We start from the raw sequence: 19,965 nt of genomic DNA on the forward strand, positions 1-19,965 counted from the left end.
TGAGCATCGCCCTATCGCCTTTGAATCTGCACCGTGGCAAACGTCGGCTCGTCGCGCGCCTGCTCCAGTGCATTTCTGGGCCTTTGCTGGGCCCGGGCTTGCACCTCGGGCCGTAGCTCAGGCGGCGGATGCAGGCGCATGTCCGAGCGCTCATCGCTGGGCGCAACGCCGAAGAAATCCCGGTAGCACTTGGAAAAATGCGGCGTAGACACAAAGCCGCAAATCACCGCCAGTTCGACAATCGAAATGGGCGTCTGCATCAGCAACTGGCGGGCACGGGTCAGGCGCAGCTTGAGGTAATAGCGCGATGGCGTGCAGTACAGGTGCTTCTGGAACATACGCTCCAACTGGCGGCGGGACACGTGCACGTAGGCGGCCAGTTCGTCGAGGTCGATGGGTTCTTCCAGGTTGGCTTCCATCAGGGCGACCACTTCTTGCAGCTTGGGCTGTTGCGTGCCGAGCAGGTGCTTGAGCGGCACGCGTTGGTGGTCGCGCTCGTTGCGAATGCGCTCGTACACGAACATCTGGGAAATCGCCGCCGACAGCGTGTGCCCGTGATCGCGGCCGATCAGGTGCAGCATCATGTCCAGCGGTGCAGTGCCGCCAGAGCTGGTAAAGCGGTTGCCATCGAGGGTGAACACGCTGGAGCTGACTTTGACGCGGGTAAACGCCTCCTGCATTGACGCCATCAGCTCCCAATGCACGCTGCACTGGAAGCCATCAAGCAACCCCGCCTGAGCCAGCGCCCAACTGCCGGTGCACACCGCGCCGAGACGTTTGCAGTACAAGCGCGCCTGGCTGCGCAACCAGGCGATGAGCGCAGGGCTGATAGCCTGTTGAATGCCCACGCCGCCGCACACGATCACCGCATCGAAGCCGCGCTGGTCCTGCGCGCAGGCATCCGGGGTCACCGACACGCCATCGCTGGCCCACACCGGCTGGCCGTCCAGGCTCAGGGTTTGCCAACGGTAGAGTTCTTCGCCCGCCAATTGGTTGGCCATGCGCAGCGGCTCGACCGCACACGACAGCGATATCAGCGTGAATTGGTCCAGCAGCAAAAAGCCGATGGTCTGGCAAACAGGTGCCTCGGTTTCCATCACCGCTACCCCGCAGGCGTGATCAGGACTGTTCCAGCGCCACCGGCTTGGGTGCCCGGTTGTGCTGGCGCGATGTGACCAGGCCAATAAAGGAAATCACCAACGCCAGGCCAATGGTCGAGGACACTTCGGTGCGGTGTTCCGGCGTCACCATCATCCCCCCCAGTGCCAGGCAGATGAATACGATCACCAGGTAAGTCAGCCAGGGAAACAGCCACATGCGAAAGGTCAGCTCGACGTTTTGCCGAAGCAGCAACCGACGCATACGCAGTTGCGAGATAGCGATGACCAGGTATACCAACAACGCGATGGCGCCGGAGCTGGCGAGCAGGAACTGGAACAGACCGGCAGGCATGAAGTAGCTCAGCAACGTAACGCCCGCACCGATGATGGTGCTGGCGATCACCGCCGCCCGGGGCACGCCCGCCTTTGAGGTGATTTTAAGTGCCGGTGGCGCATCGCCGCGTTTGCCCAGGGAAAACAACATGCGCGAAGAAATATAGATCGAGGAATTCATGCAACTGGCTACCGCGATCAACACCACCACATCGACCATGAACTTGGCGTTGGGGATGTTCATAATTTCCAGTGCTCGCTGATAGGAACCCACGGACGCCAGTAGCGGATCGTTCCAGGGCACCACGGAAATCACGACGGAGATCGACAGCAGGTAGAACACGCCAATGCGCCAGATCACCGAGCGCGTGGCCTTGGCGATGTTCTGCGCCGGGTTGCTTGATTCCGCTGCGGCGATGGTCACCGCCTCAGTGCCGATGAAGCTGAACATGATGGTAATAAACGCGCCCACCACTGCCGACAGGCCGTTGGGGGCAAACCCGCCGTGTTCCTCCATCAAGCGGCTCAAGCCGCTGGCTTCGCGATCCGGGATCCAGCCCATGAGTACGCTGAAGCCCAGGCCGATAAAGCCGATGATGGCAATCACCTTGGCCATGGCGAACCAGAATTCGAACTCGCCGTATTTGGCCACGCTGAACAGATTGGTGATCACCAGCAACACGATTGAGATCAACGCAAACAGCCACGCATCGACCTGAGGGAACCACTGGTTGAGCACATGCCCGGCGGCCAAGGCTTCGATGGGAATGACCAGCACCCAGAACCACCAATACAACCAGCCAATGGTAAACCCCGCCCACGGGCCAATGGCCTGGTCGGCGTAGGTGGAAAACGAGCCGGTGTCCGGGCGCGCCACCGCCATTTCCCCCAGCATGCGCATGACCAGCACCACCAGCAGGCCGGAAAACAGATAAGCCAGCAACACCGCTGGCCCGGCGGCGGCGATCGCGTGTCCGGAGCCGACAAACAACCCCGCGCCGATGATGCCGGCGATGGACAACATGGTCACGTGACGCGGCTTGAAGCCCTGCGCCAGCTGACCGTTGGAATCGTTGCAGTTGAGGCTAGTCATTGTTTTTGTTGTTCTCGGGCGGCCAATGACCTTCACCTTAAGTGCCCGAGGCCAGGCACAAGTAGCCTGGTTACGCCACCATCGTGCCTGATATCGACATGGGGAATAGTGGCATCCTGAAGTAACGGGCGGCGCGCCCTACTCTTGCGCGCTACGTATCAACGACCCGAACAGCTCGCCACGCGGCATCTTGCTCAGCTCGATATCGGCATTTTCAAACCATTCCCGCCCGGCTTCCGGATGCGGCCCGCTCAGCACAACCACGCCACGTTCGTAGGTATAGCGCGCCGCCGCCACGTCGCCATTGTGGTAGGTCGCGATGACCTTGTAAGGCGCAGCGGCGCTAGCTTTGGGGAAGTAAGGGCCGTCCTGATAGAACACAGAGTCAGGTTGCCCGTCCCACGTCACCTGCACGGCGGCGTCTTCAATGCCGGACACTTCAAAACCGGAACGGCCAGCTTCGGTATCAAGCGCCTGGGGGATCAGGCCGAGGTTGTTGTCGTCGGCCAGGTAAGCGCCCATGCACAGGCCGAGGTAGCGGCCGCCTTTGGCGACGTAGCCGCGGATGGCTTCGGCACGCGCATCGCCCAGGCTGTCGAGGGCGGCCGGGATGTCCTGGCCACCGCCGGGTTGCACATAGAGATCGTAGCGCGCCAGGGTTTGCGGGGTGATGTCGATGGGTTCGTCGGCACCGACGAAGTCGATCTGGTAATTGGGGTTGAGACGCTGCAGGGCGGTTTTCACGTTTTCCGAGCAGTCGGGGCAGCCTGCCGGGCCTCGGTAGATGGCGACATGGGTGATGGGGCCTGCGCCGTGTACGGGTAAAGGGTGCAGCGTCGCAACGGCGAGAAACGTGGCAGCGAGGGCAGGCAGTTTCATGGGTAGGCTCAACGGTCAGTTGAATGGGTTTGATCCAGACGTGGCAGCGCCAAGCCTATAACGATGAGCCTTTTGAATTCGTGAAGAGTTGTAAATCCAGGTCGGCCATTTATCCACTTCCCAGCATCTGCCACAACGACGCGCCCACACCAGTAATGCTCTCACCGGCGATCAGCCCCGCCGCTGCCGTGATCGCAAAGCGCTGCGTCACACTTGGCCAGCGACAGCTCACGGCCCAGGTCATGATCGCGCCAAGGGCCATCATCAGCGACACCGACGCAGGCAAGACAAACGCCAGTCCCAAGGCTGCCGCACTTGGCAGATAGCGGGCGCGATGTGTGGGTAATGTGCTGTCGAGTATGCCCAGCAGCACGCCGAACAAGCTTGCAATACCGATGGCCCAGCGGATGCTGGGGGACAGTGAATCCAAACCGTGGGTCAGGGTTTGGGCCACAGCTTTCCAGGTGGCGACGGCCGGGGCTGGCCATTGTTCGGTGAGCAGCATGGTTTGCGGGTCGGGGATCAACGCCAGGTACGCGAATACGCCGACGATGCTGCCGACAAAAATCCCGAGAATCTGGGCGATAACCTGTTTGTGCGGCGTCGCGCCAATCGCCTTGCCTACCTTGAAGTCATTCATCAGGTCCGTGCACTGCCCCGCCGAACCGCCGGCGGTGTTGGCGCTCATCAGGTTGATCGGCACCTGGCCCGGCGCAACGATGCCAAAGCTCAGTTGGGACAGTTGCCCGATGGCGCCAATCGGCGGAATACCGGTTGCCCCCACCACCCGCGCCGCCACGGCGGCCAGGCAGATCGCCAGGGGAATGGTCAGCAGCGCCATCCCAAGGTTGATACCGAACAACAGCGCTTGCAGGCTCACCACCAGCGCGATCGCCAAGGCGAACCCCACGGCAGGCCCAGGCTTGGGAACCGCCCAGGGCGTGCCGCCAGTCGCTCGGGTTGAGCGATGCAACGCCCACAGGCGAATCGCCAGGGACGCCAGGGTGGAACACACCATCAGGCTCACCCCGGGCCACAGCAGCCACTCCACCAGCGCGGCAAATTGTGGGCCGCTGCTGTCGGCGGGCAGGCTCACCAAGCCATTGGCCAACAGCCACGGCCCCAGCCCGCCCCATGCCAGCAAGGCGCCGAGCAGCAGGGTCAGGCCTACGCGAATGCCGATGATGCCGCCGAACCCCAGCAACAGCAGGGAGGGGTCGGCGGTGAAGGTCAGGCGCTCCAACTGGGCGTTCGGCGACCAGCGCGGGAAGGCCCACATGAAGGTATCCACCCACTTGACCAGCCCGGACAACAGCGCCGCGCCGAGCAGCACTTTCAAGCGCGTGGCGGCTTCGCGGCCATGGTTGTAGATGTGCAGCAGGGTTTCCAGGGTGGCCATGCCTTCGGGAAACTTCAGTGCCTTGTCATTTAGCAATGACGGCCGCAGGTACCACGCGATCCAGATCCCCAGGAAACTTACCGAAAACACCCAGGCAATCATCGGCAGCGCTGCCAGTTGGTTACCCGTCAGCAGGGTATACGCCGGGATAGGCGCGACCAGCCCGCCGGAAATGATCGACGCCGCGGCAGAGGCCACGGTCTGGTTGATATTGCTCTCGTGCAGGGTCCACGGCAGGTGTTCACCGGAACGCTTGGCCAGGCCCTGCCAGAGGCCATAGCCGATCAGCAAGGCGATGATCGACATATTGAACGACCAGCCGATCTTCAAGCCTGCGTACACGTTGGAGGGGGTCAGCAGGATACCCAGCACGATCCCGGTGATGACCGCCCGCAGGCTCAGTTCGCGCTCTACAGGCGCGATTGACGAGGTGGAGTGCATGCAGATTCCTTTCGAGAAAAGCCAGTGCCACCTCTTAAGTGAGCGCTGGGAGACTCGAAGGTTCACCTGCCAAAGCGGGTTAAACCGGTAAGGGACAAGCCCCGGTCACCTTCTGTAGGAGCGAGCTTGCTCGCGAAAAACCCAAAGGCGCCGCGTTCATCCAGGAAACACGCGTTATCGTTTACGTTTTTCGCGAGCAAGCTCGCTCCTACAGGAGGCGGTGTCGGTGGGCCCGCTATTTGGCGAACGCGTATTCCCCGCCCCGCTCCACCGCCTTGCGGTATGCCGGGCGCGCCTGGAGCTTTTGCAGCCACGCCGCGAGGTTCGGGTAGGCCTGCAATTTGCCCTGGGCCTGGGCGACTTCGCCGATAAAGCTCATCTGGATATCCGCGCCGCTGAGTGCGTCGCCCACCAGGTACGGCGTGTGGCCCAGCACATCATTCAGGTAGCCCAGGTAGTTGGCCAGTTCCGATTCGATCCGCGGATGCAGCGGTGCACCCGCTTCACCCAGGCGTCCGACGTAGAGGTTGAGCATCAGCGGCAGCATGGCCGAGCCTTCAGCAAAATGCAGCCATTGCACATAGCTGTCGTAGGCGTCGGTGGCCGGGTCGGGTTGCAGTTGGCCGTTGCCGTGGCGGCGGATGAGGTAGTCGATGATCGCGGCGGACTCGATCAGCACACGAGAGCCGTCTTCGATCACCGGGGATTTGCCCAGCGGGTGAATGGCCTTGAGTTCAGGCGGCGCCAGGTTGGTCTTGGCGTCACGCTGGTAGCGCTTGATGTCGTAGGGCAGGCCCAGTTCTTCAAGCGCCCACAGGATACGTTGCGAGCGGGAGTTGTTGAGGTGGTGAACAGTGATCATCGAGGCAACACCTTGGGGGGATTTAAGAGAAGACTACAGCGTAGCGGTGAAGTGCCGCGAATGTGGCTCACGCGAGCAATTGATCGATCCACTTCACCTGCTGCACGATCTCCTGCACTTTCTGCTCGGGCACCGCCTGCCGCGCCTGTTCGAGGCTGGCCAATGTCTTGCGCTTCTGGCGCAACATCCGTTGCCACTTCGCCACAAATACCGGGCGGCGGGCCTGCATTTGCAGCGGGCCGAAGTACAGTTGCTCGTCGGTGTAGGTCACCGCTCCAACACGTTCGGCAACGATGATTTCGTAGTAGAAGCGGTTTTCCAGCAACAGCTCCTCGTGCAGGATCCGGTAGCCGTTGCTCATCAACCATTGGCGCAGGGGCTGCTCGCCGCCGTTAGGTTGCAGGATCAAACGTTCCCGCCCGTTCAACCGCGCCTTGCCGCTGTCGAGAATATCGCGGATCGTCTCGCCGCCCATGCCGCACAGGCTGACAGCGGTAATGTCATCGCCGGCTTGAATCGCCGCCAAACCATCGGCCAGGCGCACGGTGATGTGCTGCGTCAGGCCATTGTCGGCCACGGTACGGTTGGCCGCATAAAACGGTGTCGCGGCCACTTCCCCCGCCACGGCCGCCGCAATAGCGCCGCGGTGTATCAGGGCCACCGGCAGGTAGGCGTGGTCCGAACCGATATCGGCCAGGCGGGCACCCGCCGGTATGTGCGCGGCCACGCGCTCCAGGCGCTGGGACAAGGTGTGTTGGTTCAACGGTGGTTCCTTAAGAGTGCCCGGAAAATCGATCCCGGCTGTTGGTCAAGTGCAGCACCATGGCCGCCCGTGCGGCGTCCGGGTCCTGGCGCTTGATAGCGTTGTAGATGGCCTCGTGTTCCAGGTTCGCCAACTGCCCCAGTTGGGCAAAGTCCGCGCCGCCGCGCTCGACGGCATTCACCTGGGTGCGCGGAATCATCGCCGTGCCCAGGTGCTGCATGATGTCGGTGAAAAACGTATTGCCGGTGGCTTCGGCGATCAGTTGGTGAAAGCGCTTGTCCTCCTCCACACAGCTGTCGTTGTTGGCCAGGGAGGCTTGGTAGTCGTCCAGTGCCTGGCGCATGTGGGCCAGCTGTGCCTCGCTCCTGCGCAGCGCGGCTAACGCCACCGCTTGCACTTCCAGGCCCAGGCGCAATTCGAGCATGTTACGCACGCTGGCGACCGTGTCCACATGCAGGCGCAGCCCCGGCTGCGTGTGCTGCTCCAGCACAAAGGTGCCGATGCCGTGACGCGTCTCCACCAGCCCCGACGCCTGCAACTTGGATAAGGCTTCACGCACCACGGTACGGCTCACCCCATGCTCAAGCACGATGGTGGATTCGGACGGCAGTTTTTCACCCGGCTTGAGTTGCCCCAACTGGATGCGCTGGGTCAGTGCCTCGACCACACCCTGGGCCAGGTTGGCGGAACGTTTGCGCACAAGCGGTGTGCTTTTAATCGGCATCGAGACGGGTCCACGGGGTTGGGCTGGGGGGAGCTTATCACCCTGAACGCACGGGGCGACGGGTGGCGGCGAAAAACCCCCAACTTGTATGACAACACACTCATCCCACATCACCAGACGCTGTCTTCGCTTTGAGAGAAGCGCACACCCCGTGCCGTCACCAGCGGGGCAAAACTCAATAAAATCTGGCAAATAACCAAAATAGCCAATCTCAATACCGGCTTATAAGAACAAAAACAGCCCTCCCAGGATTGCGGCCTTCAAAAAACAACTTGTATGATGTCTGTCAACAAAACACCAAGCCCGCATAAAAATAATCAGGGGGAGTTTTCATTCGTGAAGCATTCAAGCCCAGCACCTGCCGTACCCGAAAGTGATTCAGTGCTCGCCCGCGCCGTGAGCAAAGTGAAGGGCCATGTGCTCCCACTGTTCGTGGTCATGTTCATCCTCAACTACATCGACCGGGTCAATATCGGCTTCGTGCGCACGCACATGGAGCATGACCTGGGGATCGGCGCAGCGGCCTACGGCTTCGGCGCCGGGCTGTTCTTCATTGGCTATGCGCTGTTCGAAGTGCCGTCCAATATGCTGCTGCAAAAAGTCGGCGCCCGCATCTGGCTGACCCGCATCATGTTCACCTGGGGCATCGTCGCCACGCTGATGGCGTTTATCCAGAACGAAACCCACTTCTACATCCTGCGTTTCCTGCTGGGCGTGGCGGAAGCCGGGTTCTTCCCTGGCGTGATCTATTACTTCACGCGCTGGTTGCCCAGCGTGGAGCGTGGCAAGGCCATCGCGATCTTCCTCAGTGGTTCGGCGGTGGCGTCGTTGATCTCCGGGCCGTTGTCGGGTGCGTTGTTGCAGATCGAAGGTTTTGGTTTGCATGGCTGGCAATGGATGTTCGGCATCGAGGGCCTGGCCTCGGTGGCGCTGGGCTTCTTCGTGTGGTTCTGGCTGGACTCCAAACCCCATGACGCCAAGTGGCTGAGCCGCGAAGAGCAGGATGCGCTGGTGGGCGCCATCGATCAGGAGCAACGTGATCGCGAAGCCCTGACCACGGTGAAACCCACCCTCGGCAAGCTGCTCAAAGACCGCCAGATCCTGCTGTTCTGCGCTCTGTACTTCTGCATTCAACTGACGATCTACGCCGCCACCTTCTGGCTGCCGAGCATCATCAAGAAGATGGGTGACCTGAGTGATGTGCAGGTCGGTTTCTTCAACTCGATCCCCTGGCTGATCTCGATCATTGCCATGTACGCCTTTGCGTCGCTGTCGGGCAAGTTCAAGTTCCAGCAAGCCTGGGTCGCGGCGGCCCTGCTGATAGCGGCGGCCGGCATGTTCATGTCCACCACCGGCGGGCCGATCTTCGCTTTCGTGGCGATCTGTTTTGCGGCCATCGGGTTCAAGTCTGCGTCGTCGCTGTTCTGGCCGATCCCCCAGGGCTACCTGGATGTGCGCATCGCCGCCGCGGTGATCGCGCTGATCAACTCCATTGGCAACCTGGGCGGTTTTGTGGCGCCGACTACCTTCGGCTTTCTCGAACAAACCACCGGCTCGATTCAGGGCGGGCTGTATGGCCTGGCCTGCACCTCGGTGCTCGCGGCCATCCTGGTGTTCTTTGCCAAGACCTCACCCTCTGCCGTACCGGGCGTGCCCAGCGGCGCCACCATCAGCAAACCTCTTTGAACTCAGCCAGGAACGCGCCATGAATACCCCTGTCGTTACTCATTTCCAAGTAATCCCCGTCGCCGGCCACGACAGCATGTTGCTGAACCTCAGCGGCGCCCACGGGCCCTACTTCACGCGCAATATCGTCATCCTCAAGGACAGCAGCGGCAACACTGGCGTGGGCGAAGTGCCCGGCGGCGAGCGCATCCGCCAAACCCTGGAGGATGCCCGCGGCCTGGTGATCGGCCAGCCGATTGGCCAGTACCAGCGCGTCCTCAACCAGATGCGCAGCACCTTTGCGTCTCGAGACAGCGCGGGCCGCGGCCTGCAGACCTTTGATCTGCGCATCACCATTCACGCCGTCACCGCCATGGAGGCCGCGCTGCTCGATTTGCTGGGCCAGTTTCTTGAAGTGCCGGTGGCCGCCTTGCTTGGCGAAGGCCAGCAACGCGACGCAGTGAAGATGCTCGGCTACCTGTTCTATGTGGGGGATCGCAACGCCACCGACCTGGCCTACCGCAACGAGGCCGACGCCGATGATGAGTGGTTCCGCCTGCGCCATGAAACAGCCCTGACCGCCGACGCGGTAGTGCGCCTGGCCGAAGCGGCCAAGGCCAAATATGGCTTCAACGACTTTAAGCTCAAGGGTGGCGTATTGAGCGGCGACGCGGAAATCGAAGCCGTCACTGCGCTGGCCGAGCGTTTTCCCGATGCGCGCATCACCCTTGACCCCAACGGCGCATGGTCGTTGAAAGAAGCCATCCGCCTGTGCCGCGACCAGCATCATGTGCTGGCCTACGCCGAAGACCCGTGCGGCGCGGAAAACGGCTACTCGGGCCGCGAAGTCATGGCCGAATTCCGCCGCGCCACGGGCCTGAAAACCGCCACCAACATGATCGCCACCGACTGGCGTGAAATGGGCCACGCCATCCAGCTGCAATCAGTGGACATTCCCCTCGCCGACCCGCACTTCTGGACCATGCAGGGCTCGGTGCGCGTCGCGCAAATGTGCAACGAGTGGGGCCTGACCTGGGGCTCGCATTCCAACAACCACTTCGATATTTCCCTGGCGATGTTTACCCAGGTGGCCGCGGCCGCACCGGGCGAGATCACCGCCATTGACACCCACTGGATCTGGCAGGACGGCCAGCGCCTGACGCGCGAACCGTTGAAGATTGAAGGGGGTTACGTAAAAGTGCCGGCCAAGCCTGGCCTGGGTGTGGACATTGATATGGACGCCGTGGCCCAGGCCCATGAATTGTACAAAGGCATGGGCCTTGGAGCGCGGGATGACAGTGTGGCGATGCAGTTTCTGATCCCGGGTTGGAGCTTTGATAACAAGCGGCCTTGTTTGGTGCGGTAAATCGGCTTTATGAACGCTCAGCGCAATTTGAGCGTGACGCAAAAAATCCGATGCCCAAACAGGCATCGGATTTTAGTCAGATCAGAAGCTTAGCGGTTTGACATCCGGCACGTCTGCCAGAGGCCTCTTTGCGCTACTGCCGATTAGCGACCTCCAGATCCGCCTCATCCTGCTCCAGGCCAGAGAGATCAGTGCCATTGATCATCGGCCCATAACGGCGGCTGAATTCCCAATTGTAGGGCACGTGGTCTTTGCTGATCCCGTTGTCCCAATTCACCGACCAGGTCATCAGGCCCTTGATCGACAATCCTTTGTCGTGCAAACGCTTAAATGTATTGGTCACGGCTGTTGGGTTGATCACATAACCGGTGGCAGCCGCATCGACGTTAGCGGGCAGGCCAATGACGAACTTGTCGGCAGGGATTTTGGTAAACCCGCGCGTTCCGCTCACCAGACTTTCGGTCAGGTAAAACAGAAAGTCCTCTTTCATTGCGTCGTTGTTCTGGGCAATCCAGGCGCCGTTGCCGCTGTTGACCTCCTGCACCCAGATGCCGTCGCCACCCTGGTTGTAATACTGCGGGGCGATGAAGTCGTAATAGCCTTCCAGCGCCTGGATGTAACCGACGTATTTGCCGGCGGTGGTGAGGTACGGAAACTCCGGCGCCATGCTGATGATGAAGTGTTTGCCTTGAGCCGCGTAGTGGTCCTTGACCAGCTTCAACGCGGCGGGCAGGACAGTCTTGTTGTCGGCGAAATCAATCGCGCTCTGTTCAAGATCGATATCCAGGCCATCAAAGCCATAGGTTTCCACCAGGCGGATAATCTCGCTGGCCAGTAGCTGTTCGTTGCCTTTATGCAGTTCGATGTGTGCATCGGCGCCGCCAAGGGAAATCAGCACCGCCCTGCCCTGGCTGTTCAGCACACCCACCTGGCGACGGAACTCGGCGTCGGACATCTTGTACGGGGTGAAGGTTGGGATACCGTTACCCTTCATGAAAGCCACGGCCACCACGTTGTAATCCTTTGGCACATCCACCAGGCTCATATTGGCGAATTGGCCACGCTGGTAGCCATCGCTCGGGCCGGCAGGCCAGTTGTGCCAGAAGCCCATGAGGATCTTTTTGCCGGCAATGCTCGGCATCGGCGAAGCGGCATCGTTGAGCGGCGATTGCAGTGAGGTAAAGTCAATCTTTGACATGTTCTAATCCTTCAGAACGTGTGGGTTTAACGGCGCGGGCTTATTTGAAGTCCACGTCGAAGGCTTGATAGAAGGCGTTGCCGGTGTTGGCGACGATCCACATCAATACGATCACATGCTGGCCCTTCTTGTTGGCCGGCAGTTTCACCTCATGATTGACCTTGGCCTTCAGTTCGCCGGCATGGCTGTAGTACGGCACCTGGGCATAGAAGTCTTCAGCGAACGGCTGGGTTTCCAGTTGTGCGCGGGTGATGCGCTGTTTCGGATCCCAGCCATCCTTGGTGATCAGCCAGCGATAGCCACGGGTGGTGTGCGGCGCGGTGTATGCCCAAGTGACCTTGAAGGTCTGACCCGGCTCGACATTGAGCAACGGCCAGGTGAAGGCGCGGCCAAGTTTCTTGGCCATTTCCTCGTGGGTGAAGTTGATGCAGTCACGGGCATCGGTCTTGCCACCGCTGAGGATAAAGCCGTCGGCGGGAGGGGTGACGCTATCACTGTCGGTTTGATAAGGCGCCGGGAACGCACCGGCCGTCAGTGCCGGGAAGTTCTTGCCGCCTTCCATTTCATTGACCTGCCAGGTTTCCAGCAGGCCAAGATCCACGGCGACTGCGCCACGGCTGGAAGGGGATGTGACACGACCATGGCGAAGAGGTGTCTGGGTTTGTGGTTTGTTCATGTTGTGACTCCATTGATTTGATTAAGAACTCTCCTTTCTTGAAGGAGAGGACCTCAACCTAACGGAGTGGCTTTTTTTTGCCACAGGCCCATTTTTCACTCATTTTCGGTTCATGAGCGCGCAGACCTGCAAATACTGGATATATAACCAGTACAATAGTGGAACCCTTACGCTACCAGAGGTCGATTTCCTACAAGACCAGGCGCATTTCAATACAGCTTCTCTGTCAATCGCTTGGTCCCGTTCGTAAGGGATGGGCCTCGGTGGACAAAAAGGGACGTCACTATTTTCAATCAAATAAACCGTCCTCTGTTTGGTCCATCAGGTTTTGCCGACGACAGCCGTTTTTTTAGCGGTGGTCGCGGTAATCGGTCGCACCGTCAGTTCCACGCCCAATGCCAACATCAGCTTCTGGACCGTCTCATAACGCGTCTTTGAGCCGCCTTTGAGGGTTTTATACAGGCTCTCCCGATTCACCCCCGCCGCTTCGGCAACCTTGTTCACGCCCAGGGCCTTGGTAACCTCGGCCAGCGCCTTCATAAGAACTTGCGGGTCATGGCACGCCATGCTTTGCGCAAGATAAGCACTGATGGTTTGCGGGCTATCAAGGAAGCGCGAAGCCTCATAGGCACTGGTGCCGGATGTATCCAGCTCGAGGACCGGCATGTCCTCTGGTTTGAATGTTGACTGACTCATGTCATTGACCTCTCAGGGCATCGAGAATCTCTTTTGCCCGCTTGATTCCTCGGGCGTCCCGCCGATCGTATTGGTCACAGATTCAAATGTAGCCTACTGGCTACCTTTTTGTAGATGCCAGTGAATTTTTAATGTCGGTGTGCACCGCCAGAAAAAATCCTAGTTCAGCCGCTGCGCAGCCAGCCGAGCAATACTATTAGCCCTTATGTCCTCAAGACCGAAACGTTGCGTCGCGACTGTAGGAGCGAGCTTGCTCGCGAAGAACGTAAAGATAAGGTGTGCATCCAGAGTGAACGCGGCGCCTATGATTTTTTCGCGAGCAAGCTCGCTCCTACAGTGAGTGGGCCGGCGTTGATGTGGACCCGTCCTACAGCAAGCTTCACCACCTTGCTCCATTGCCTACAGTTGCGTCAGAATCCGCCGGCTTGTGCGCTTGGATGGGCGTCTCTAAGGTGGCTCGGTCGCTGACAGTTCAGTGATCGGGTTTAGTAGCCCGAGGGTCAATTACACTTAGTGCATGAGCTTCATCTATCAGACGTTCCTGTCTGTGCCTGATGGTGGCTGTGCGTAGGGCGCCTTCGGGCGCGCCGGCTTTGTGTAATTCCCCGGTCTACTAACCTGCGTACAGCTGCCCCCCTTTCGTTTAGTAGCGAAACGGTGTCGGCCCAACTCAGGAATTACGCATATGTATAAAGTCACGCCTAACCCTCCAAACGATCCAAACCTCAAGCTTGATCACGCATCCCTTAACCCCCCCGCCGAACCACCACCCTCACCGCTGTTCAGCGTTGCCGACGATGCCAGCAGCGAAATGCTCATCGCCAACAGCTACGAAACCTTTTCCTCGGTCACCGCATTGCTGCTTGATCTGTCGGATGAACTGACGGGTAAACAGCGCGATGTCGCGTTGGCGATTCATCAGTTGAGTGAATTGGGGGTTTTGTTGGTGGACAAATTGATGGCGAGGGAAAGTGCTTCAACGGTTAGCTAGCCTTGCAGCCATCAGTCGTCATGATCGACGTCACGACGACTCGACAGCGCCTTGCGCCGGTCAGGCCCTCGGAGCCTGGCGGGCGCTCTTTCTCTTGGTAGACGCTGGAGCCGCCCCTTCCTCGCGCAGACGATCAATCAGCATCTGCGCATTCTCGGCACATGCCATGCCCTCGGGCCTACCTTCGATGCCCTTGATGACGTTCAGCAACTGAGCCTTGTTTTGGGCCAGCCGTTGTTGCAGGACCTCGATTTCCTCGACCTTGTGCTTGAGCCCGCTGAGCAACTCTTCATGCTGCCAACCACCGGCACTTCTGGGCATTAACTGCCGGATTTCTTCCAGAGAGAAACCGGCTGCCTGGGCCCCCTTGATGATCTCCAACACCGCCTCGGTGCCGGGCGCATAGTCTCGATAGCCGTTGGATTTACGCGCAACCGATTGGATCAGGCCGCTCGCCTCGTAAAAGCGGATGCGTGAGGCCGCCAACCCGCTGATTTTTGCCAGCTCGCCTATTCTCATGTCCCACCCACAAAAACCCGTTGACCTTAAAGTTGACTTTAAACCTAAAGTCATTGGACGGCCAAGGCGACCGTTGCCCTCTACCTGAACGGCCCGTTTCAGTTCATGCTGCGCCCTCTCTTTCAAGGACGAAAAAAGCATGAAAGCCCCCCTCGCCGCTCTGCTGCTGATGTGCCTGAACGCTCCCGCATTCGCCGCCGAGAACCCCGTCGGCTTCCAAACCACCACCTTGCCGGACACCCACAACAACCGCCCGCTGGAAATGGCCGTGTGGTACCCCGCCACTACTACCGCGCAACCCAAGCTGATCGCCGACAACCGGGTATTCATTGGTGTGCTTGTGGTACCTGATGCCGCACCGACGCCCGGCAAGCATCCGTTGGTGGTGCTCTCCCACGGCTACGGTGGTAACTGGGGCAATCAGGCGTGGCTGGCCAGTGCGCTGGCCCGGCAGGGTTATATCGTGGCAGCGGTCAACCACCCGGGCACTACCAGCCAGGATCGCAGCGCCGAGGCCGCTGCGCAGTTGTGGCAACGGCCCAGGGATTTGAGCCGGGCCATCGATGCGCTGTTGGCGCAGCCCGAGCCATTCGGTGCGGTGGATAACGGCCGGATCGCGGTGGTGGGTCATTCCCTCGGGGGTTGGACGGTCATGGAGACGGCCGGTGCACGTTTCGACCCGGCGCTGTTTGCCCGGGACTGCAGCGCCCATCCGACGCTAATCGCGTGTACCGCCTACCGTGAGATGAACCCTGAGGGCACTCCCAACGGGAAGGCGCAATTGGCCGCGGACTTGAGCGACAAGCGCGTCAGCGCCGTGGTGTCTTTGGACCTGGGCCTGTCGCGCGGGTTTACCGATGCAAGCATGGCGGCGCTGCCGGTGCGGGCGTTGGTGATAGCGGCGGGTGTACCGTCAGCGGATTTGCCAGCGCAGATGGAATCGGCCGACATGGCCAAGCGGCTGCCAAAAGCCTCGACGCAGTACGTGGAGATCCAGGACGCCAACCACTTCAGTTTTATGTCCCAGTGCAAACCGGGCGCGGCAGCGGTGCTTGACGCTGATGTGCCCGGCGACAGCATCATTTGCCAGGACGGCGAAGGCGCGCGGCCACGGCCCGTGATCCAGCAGCAGATAACCACGCTGATCACCCGGTTCCTGGCGCGCTGAACCCGTGGCGAGGGAGCTTGCTCCCGCTGGAGTGCGCAGCGCTCCCAGCTTTTTTGGGGCCGCTACGCAGCCCAGCGGGAGCAAGCTCCCTCGCCACAGTTACCGGCTCTGCCTTAACTGACTGGTATTAACCCAGCGCCCGGTCACATTTGTTGAAACTGGTATCATCCGCGCCTTTCCCCTTCAGGCAACGAAACATGAACCGCCAGAAAAAACTCCAGCAGCTCTTCAAAGCCAAAGCGAAAAAGGCCAGTGCCAAGCTGGCGCCCAAAAGCAAAGACAAATACATCAGCAAGGCGGACCGCTTGAAGCTGGCGACCGAAGCCGGCCAAGAGTCGGTCACGGCTGTCGAGACGCCTGCTGAGTAAGACGCATGGCTGAAGGGGTTGCCGCTTCATATTTGCCCCAGATACGCCGCAGATGCCGCGCAGAACCAAAGCCTGCGCGCTCGGCGATGGCTTCAATGTCCAGGGCCGACTCGGCCAGCAGTTCACGGGCTACGGCCAGGCGCAGGCGGTGCAGATAGTCCAGCGGGCTGGTGCCGACATGCTCCTGAAACAAGCGCGCCAGGTGGCGGCTGCCGGTACAGGCCAGGGCCGCCATGCGGGTGACCGTCCAGGTTTCACAGGGGGCGGCGGCGATGGCGTCTTGCACACGATGCACCGCCGGGTGCAGGTGATTACGCCCGGTTATCCAGGGCGACAACTGCGGGTCGCTGCCGCTGCGGCGCATGTACACCACCATGTCTCGCGCCACCGCGCACGCCAAGCGTGGCCCGGCCAGTTCGGCAACCAGATGCAACATCAGGTCGATACCCGCTGTGACACCGGCGCTGCAACTGACCGGGCCATCGGTGACGTACAGGCGGTTTTCCAGAACCCGGGCCTCGGGGGCGAGGGCCTGCAAGGTGGCGCACAGCGAATGGTGCGTGGTGCATTGGCGCCCATCGAGCAGCCCGGCCCTGGCGGCACTCAATGCGCCGGCGCACACGCACACGAGGCGCTCGGCCGAGGGCGCGAAGACGTTTTGCAACCACTGGGTGAGCTGATGGCTGGCCGATTCGAAGGCCTTTTGGTGGGTTTTCGACACGTTCATCGTGGAGCCCACCAACACCACCAGCGTACCGGGGACCAGGGTCGGCGGCAGCGGCGCCAGCCCCGTCAGCGGCAAGCCGATGGAGGTGTGCAGCGTTGCCACCGGGCTGACGTATTGCAAGTCGAAATCCACCGCCGCCGAGTCATCGACCTGCGCGGCCAGGCGCAGCACTTCCGCAGGCCCAGCCAGGTCGAGCATCAGCACGTTTGGCAATAGCACGAACAGCACCGGTACGCTCACCGCGTCACTCCGCCAGTGCCTGGGCGACCGTCACGATGCGGGCGAAGCGGTCATCGAGGACCAACTCCGTGCGTTCGCGAATCTCGGCCGGCGTATAGACCCGGCCACTGCGCGCATGGGTCATCGGGAAGGTCAGGGTCGCCTCGCTGACAAAATCCACCTTGAAGCCGCTGTCCGCAGCCTGCCGCGTGGTGGTCTCGCAGCATTGCTCAGTGCGGATGCCGCTGATGATCAGCGTGGTGACGCCCATTTCCACCAACCGAGCGGCCAGTGGCGTACCGGCAAAGGCACTGTGGTAGCGCTTATGGATCACCAGTTGCGGATTGATCGACAGCTCGCTCAATGCCCTGACGTTGCCCGACTGCATGGAGAAATGCCCCTGGTCTTCAACATGGAAGACTTGTATCACCGGGATGCCCCGCTGAATACAACCATCAATGAGGGCCTGCTGTTTTTCCAGGTAGTCGGGCAGGTCATTTTCGGACCAGTAGGCTGAATGGCGGAAGGAATGTTGCGCGTCGATCACGATCAGGGCTTTATGGGTCATGGACAGTCCTTGTGGCTTGCATCAGTGGGTAAACGATGCACGCCATGGTAAGGACCACCCACAGTGCGCGACAGACGCAAGGCAGACTACTTCAGGACGGATTCGGACATGTCACCTGGCACGCCATGGCACAACGGCTGCCGGGTTCGAAGCCATGGGCGTACTCATCCGCCAGGATCGTTTCCAGACGCGAATCAACGTGAGGCGCAAAGCCCAGGCGCCGGTAGAACGGAGCATTCCAGGGTACATGCACGAAGGTGGTCAGCGTCACCGCACGCAGGTGTTGGGCGCGGGCATGATCTATCGCCGTTTCCACCAATCTGCGCCCCCAGCCCTGGCCTTGCAGCGGCTGAGCCACCGACACTTCATGGATATGCAGGTCGTCGCCAAAGCGTTCTGCGCTGAGGAAGCCTTGAAGGTGATCGTGGTCATCAACCACCACCCAACAGGTCGATAGCGCGATCCACTGCCGATGGCGTTCGATGCTGATCGGCGCGGCATCCGCCAGCCAAGCCAGCCCTTCGATTGCGCGAAACGCCTGGGCCGCGCACTGCTCGATGGCGGGCAAAAAACCGGCATCTTGCATGCGCCCCAGGCGAATGTGGGTGGACTGCTCAGCAGCCACTCAAGGCCACCTGGGGCCGTTCGCCCGCAAAGAAGAAGGGCTGCAGGCGCACGCCCACGCCGTTGCCGATAAAGGCCGCCACCAGCCACACCCAGCCATGCAGGCTGCCCGAGGCGATGCCACTGAAGTACGCGCCGATGTTGCAGCCATAGGCCAGGCGCGAACCGTAGCCGAGCATCAGGCCGCCGATCACAGCCGCGATCAATGAGCGCAGCGGGATGTTCAGGCTGGGCGCGAAACGCCCGGCCAGGCCTGCGGCCAGCAGCGCGCCGAGGACAATGCCGATGTCCATGACGCTGGTGATGTCTTCCCACACCGGTGCAGCCAGGGCCTTGGCATTGCCCGGCATTTGCCAGAATGCCCAACTGGCAACGTCCACGCCGAGCCCGCTCGCCACCTTGGCGCCCCACAGCGCGAACGCCGAGGTAATGCCCCACGGCCGCCCAGCCAGGGCCAGGGTGGCGTAGTTGAGCAGCGCCAGGCCAATTGCGCCCCAGACTAACGGCCATGGCCCGCGCAGAAAGCGGCGTAGCCCTTGGTGCTCGCTCTGCACGCCTTGTTCAAGCTGGCCGTGACGGCGCTTTTCCAGGCGCACGGTTACCATTGCAATCAGCCCGAACACCGCCAGGCTCAGAACCAGCGCCGGCAGCACACCGAAACTTTTGACAATGGAAACCGCCGGGAACGATGGCAGTGCAAACCACCAGTCGACGTGATGGGTGGCGATCAACGAGCCACAGATAAAGAACAGCAGTGTCACCAACATCCGCGCATTACCGCCACCGACGGTGAACAAGGTGCCCGACGCACACCCGCCGCCCAGCTGCATGCCGATCCCGAAAATAAACGCCCCGAACACCACCGACACACCCGCTGGCGCCACCAGCCCCACGACCGGCTGACCGAACAAAGTGCCCGCGCCCAGCGCCGGGAAAAACAGCAGCACCGCCAACGCCAGCATCACCATCTGCGCACGCAAGCCAGCGCCACGCCGATCATTGATAAACACACGCCAGGCCGAGGTAAAACCGAAGGCTGCGTGATACAGCGTCAGGCCCAGCGCGGCGCCGACCACCAGCAGCAACACCTGGCGTGCGCCGACCATGTTTTGCAGGAACAGCGCGCCCGCCACCAGGATGATAAAGGCGATCAGTGGCGCGACGGGCTTGCGCGCGGGCGTCAGGGAAAGAGACGTGCTCATGGGGTTCTCGATTGTTTGGAAGGAGGCAAGTATAGTCTCAGACGGCATTTGATCAGGTGGGGGCATTACCGAAAGGATCATCGTTTGAACCACCGCTATCGCAGCCTCGCTGAAGCTCGACAGCTCCCACAGGGGACCGGCTGTGTATGTGGAATCACGCTTTGCAGGGCCATCGCGCCAAGCACAACTCTCGACAGCAACACCGCCCAAATGTGGGAGCTGTCGAGCCCCAGCGAGGCTGCGATGGCGGCGGCACAGGCAACCTCTTCATCGCCTGCACCACTGCTTTCGCAGCCTCGCTGAAGCTCGACAGCTCCCACAGGGGATCGGCTGTGTATGTGGAATCACGCTTTGCAGGGCCATCACGCCAAACACAACTCTCGA

The 19,965-nt window shown here is 60.9% G+C and carries 19 protein-coding genes and 1 pseudogene; 5 read left to right on the forward strand and 15 right to left on the reverse strand.

The genetic code is table 11. The features are described from left to right. Window positions 1-11: 11 nt before the first annotated feature. From gbdR to TX23_RS02025, 7 genes are all read right to left on the reverse strand, one after another. Complete coding sequence (gene gbdR, locus TX23_RS01995) at window positions 12-1,097, reverse strand: choline metabolism transcriptional regulator GbdR (RefSeq protein WP_057700793.1); 1,086 nt, start codon at window positions 1,095-1,097, stop codon at window positions 12-14. Between the two features lie 22 nt (window positions 1,098-1,119). Continuing rightward, the gene (locus TX23_RS02000) at window positions 1,120-2,526 is read right to left on the reverse strand and encodes an amino acid permease (RefSeq protein WP_057700794.1); all 1,407 of its coding nucleotides are present in this window, start codon (window positions 2,524-2,526) and stop codon (window positions 1,120-1,122) included. 138 nt (window positions 2,527-2,664) lie between these two features. Continuing rightward, the gene (locus tag TX23_RS02005) at window positions 2,665-3,405 is read right to left on the reverse strand and encodes a BPL-N domain-containing protein (protein WP_057700795.1); all 741 of its coding nucleotides are present in this window, start codon (window positions 3,403-3,405) and stop codon (window positions 2,665-2,667) included. 109 nt (window positions 3,406-3,514) lie between these two features. Next, entirely contained in the window at window positions 3,515-5,245 is a 1,731-nt protein-coding gene (locus TX23_RS02010; RefSeq protein ID WP_003192669.1) for an OPT family oligopeptide transporter, read from the reverse strand. 235 nt (window positions 5,246-5,480) lie between these two features. Next, window positions 5,481-6,107, reverse strand: a complete 627-nt coding sequence (locus TX23_RS02015) for a glutathione S-transferase family protein (protein ID WP_034126187.1) — start codon at window positions 6,105-6,107, stop codon at window positions 5,481-5,483. A 67-nt stretch (window positions 6,108-6,174) separates the two neighbouring features. Then, window positions 6,175-6,870 carry a tRNA (adenine(22)-N(1))-methyltransferase gene (locus TX23_RS02020; protein ID WP_057700796.1) on the reverse strand — a complete coding sequence of 232 codons (696 nt, stop codon included), beginning with the start codon at window positions 6,868-6,870 and terminating at the stop codon, window positions 6,175-6,177. Between the two features lie 10 nt (window positions 6,871-6,880). Next, complete coding sequence (locus TX23_RS02025; protein ID WP_057700797.1) at window positions 6,881-7,594, reverse strand: FadR/GntR family transcriptional regulator; 714 nt, start codon at window positions 7,592-7,594, stop codon at window positions 6,881-6,883. Between the two features lie 336 nt (window positions 7,595-7,930). Between TX23_RS02025 and TX23_RS02030 the strand changes: the two genes are divergently transcribed. Then, window positions 7,931-9,280 carry an MFS transporter gene (locus TX23_RS02030; protein ID WP_057701130.1) on the forward strand — a complete coding sequence of 450 codons (1,350 nt, stop codon included), beginning with the start codon at window positions 7,931-7,933 and terminating at the stop codon, window positions 9,278-9,280. A 19-nt stretch (window positions 9,281-9,299) separates the two neighbouring features. Beyond that, window positions 9,300-10,625, forward strand: a complete 1,326-nt coding sequence (gudD, locus tag TX23_RS02035; RefSeq protein WP_057700798.1) for a glucarate dehydratase — start codon at window positions 9,300-9,302, stop codon at window positions 10,623-10,625. A 196-nt stretch (window positions 10,626-10,821) separates the two neighbouring features. Here the strand turns inward: gudD and TX23_RS02040 are convergent. From TX23_RS02040 to TX23_RS02050, 3 genes and pseudogenes are all read right to left on the reverse strand, one after another. After that, a pseudogene (locus TX23_RS02040) lies at window positions 10,822-11,823 on the reverse strand (chitinase); the annotation flags it as partial. 40 nt (window positions 11,824-11,863) lie between these two features. Then, a complete protein-coding gene (locus TX23_RS02045) occupies window positions 11,864-12,499 on the reverse strand; it encodes a lytic polysaccharide monooxygenase auxiliary activity family 9 protein (RefSeq protein WP_057700800.1) in 636 nt (211 codons plus the stop codon). 321 nt (window positions 12,500-12,820) lie between these two features. Then, window positions 12,821-13,195 (reverse strand): addiction module antidote protein, encoded by a 375-nt coding sequence (locus TX23_RS02050; RefSeq protein WP_057700801.1) that lies wholly within the window; start codon window positions 13,193-13,195, stop codon window positions 12,821-12,823. Window positions 13,196-13,880: 685 nt separating this feature from the next. Between TX23_RS02050 and TX23_RS02055 the strand changes: the two genes are divergently transcribed. Continuing rightward, window positions 13,881-14,186 carry a DUF6124 family protein gene (locus TX23_RS02055; RefSeq protein ID WP_057700802.1) on the forward strand — a complete coding sequence of 102 codons (306 nt, stop codon included), beginning with the start codon at window positions 13,881-13,883 and terminating at the stop codon, window positions 14,184-14,186. A gap of 60 nt (window positions 14,187-14,246) precedes the next feature. On the opposite strand, the gene TX23_RS02060 is transcribed toward TX23_RS02055, so the two are convergent. Continuing rightward, entirely contained in the window at window positions 14,247-14,705 is a 459-nt protein-coding gene (locus tag TX23_RS02060; RefSeq protein ID WP_057701131.1) for a MerR family transcriptional regulator, read from the reverse strand. A 139-nt stretch (window positions 14,706-14,844) separates the two neighbouring features. Here TX23_RS02060 and TX23_RS02065 point away from each other — a divergent pair, with 139 nt between their 5' ends. After that, window positions 14,845-15,873, forward strand: coding sequence for an alpha/beta hydrolase family protein (locus TX23_RS02065; protein ID WP_057700803.1), 1,029 nt, complete (start codon window positions 14,845-14,847; stop codon window positions 15,871-15,873). 197 nt (window positions 15,874-16,070) lie between these two features. Beyond that, a complete protein-coding gene (locus TX23_RS26760; RefSeq protein ID WP_082629552.1) occupies window positions 16,071-16,241 on the forward strand; it encodes a DUF2986 domain-containing protein in 171 nt (56 codons plus the stop codon). On the opposite strand, the gene TX23_RS02070 is transcribed toward TX23_RS26760, so the two are convergent. The 4 genes from TX23_RS02070 to TX23_RS02085 form a co-directional block, all read right to left on the reverse strand. Beyond that, window positions 16,213-17,208, reverse strand: coding sequence for a GlxA family transcriptional regulator (locus tag TX23_RS02070; protein WP_057700804.1), 996 nt, complete (start codon window positions 17,206-17,208; stop codon window positions 16,213-16,215). The genes TX23_RS26760 and TX23_RS02070 overlap by 29 nt on opposite strands. A gap of 4 nt (window positions 17,209-17,212) precedes the next feature. After that, window positions 17,213-17,755, reverse strand: coding sequence for a cysteine hydrolase family protein (locus tag TX23_RS02075; protein ID WP_057700805.1), 543 nt, complete (start codon window positions 17,753-17,755; stop codon window positions 17,213-17,215). A gap of 91 nt (window positions 17,756-17,846) precedes the next feature. Beyond that, on the reverse strand, window positions 17,847-18,380 hold the full coding sequence (locus tag TX23_RS02080; RefSeq protein WP_082629553.1) for a GNAT family N-acetyltransferase: 534 nt from the start codon (window positions 18,378-18,380) through the stop codon (window positions 17,847-17,849). Next, window positions 18,370-19,581 (reverse strand): YeeE/YedE family protein, encoded by a 1,212-nt coding sequence (locus TX23_RS02085; RefSeq protein ID WP_057700806.1) that lies wholly within the window; start codon window positions 19,579-19,581, stop codon window positions 18,370-18,372. Before TX23_RS02085 ends, TX23_RS02080 begins: the two co-directional genes overlap by 11 nt. Window positions 19,582-19,965: the final 384 nt, after the last annotated feature.

This window comes from Pseudomonas paralactis (assembly GCF_001439735.1).
GTDB lineage: Bacteria > Pseudomonadota > Gammaproteobacteria > Pseudomonadales > Pseudomonadaceae > Aquipseudomonas > Aquipseudomonas paralactis.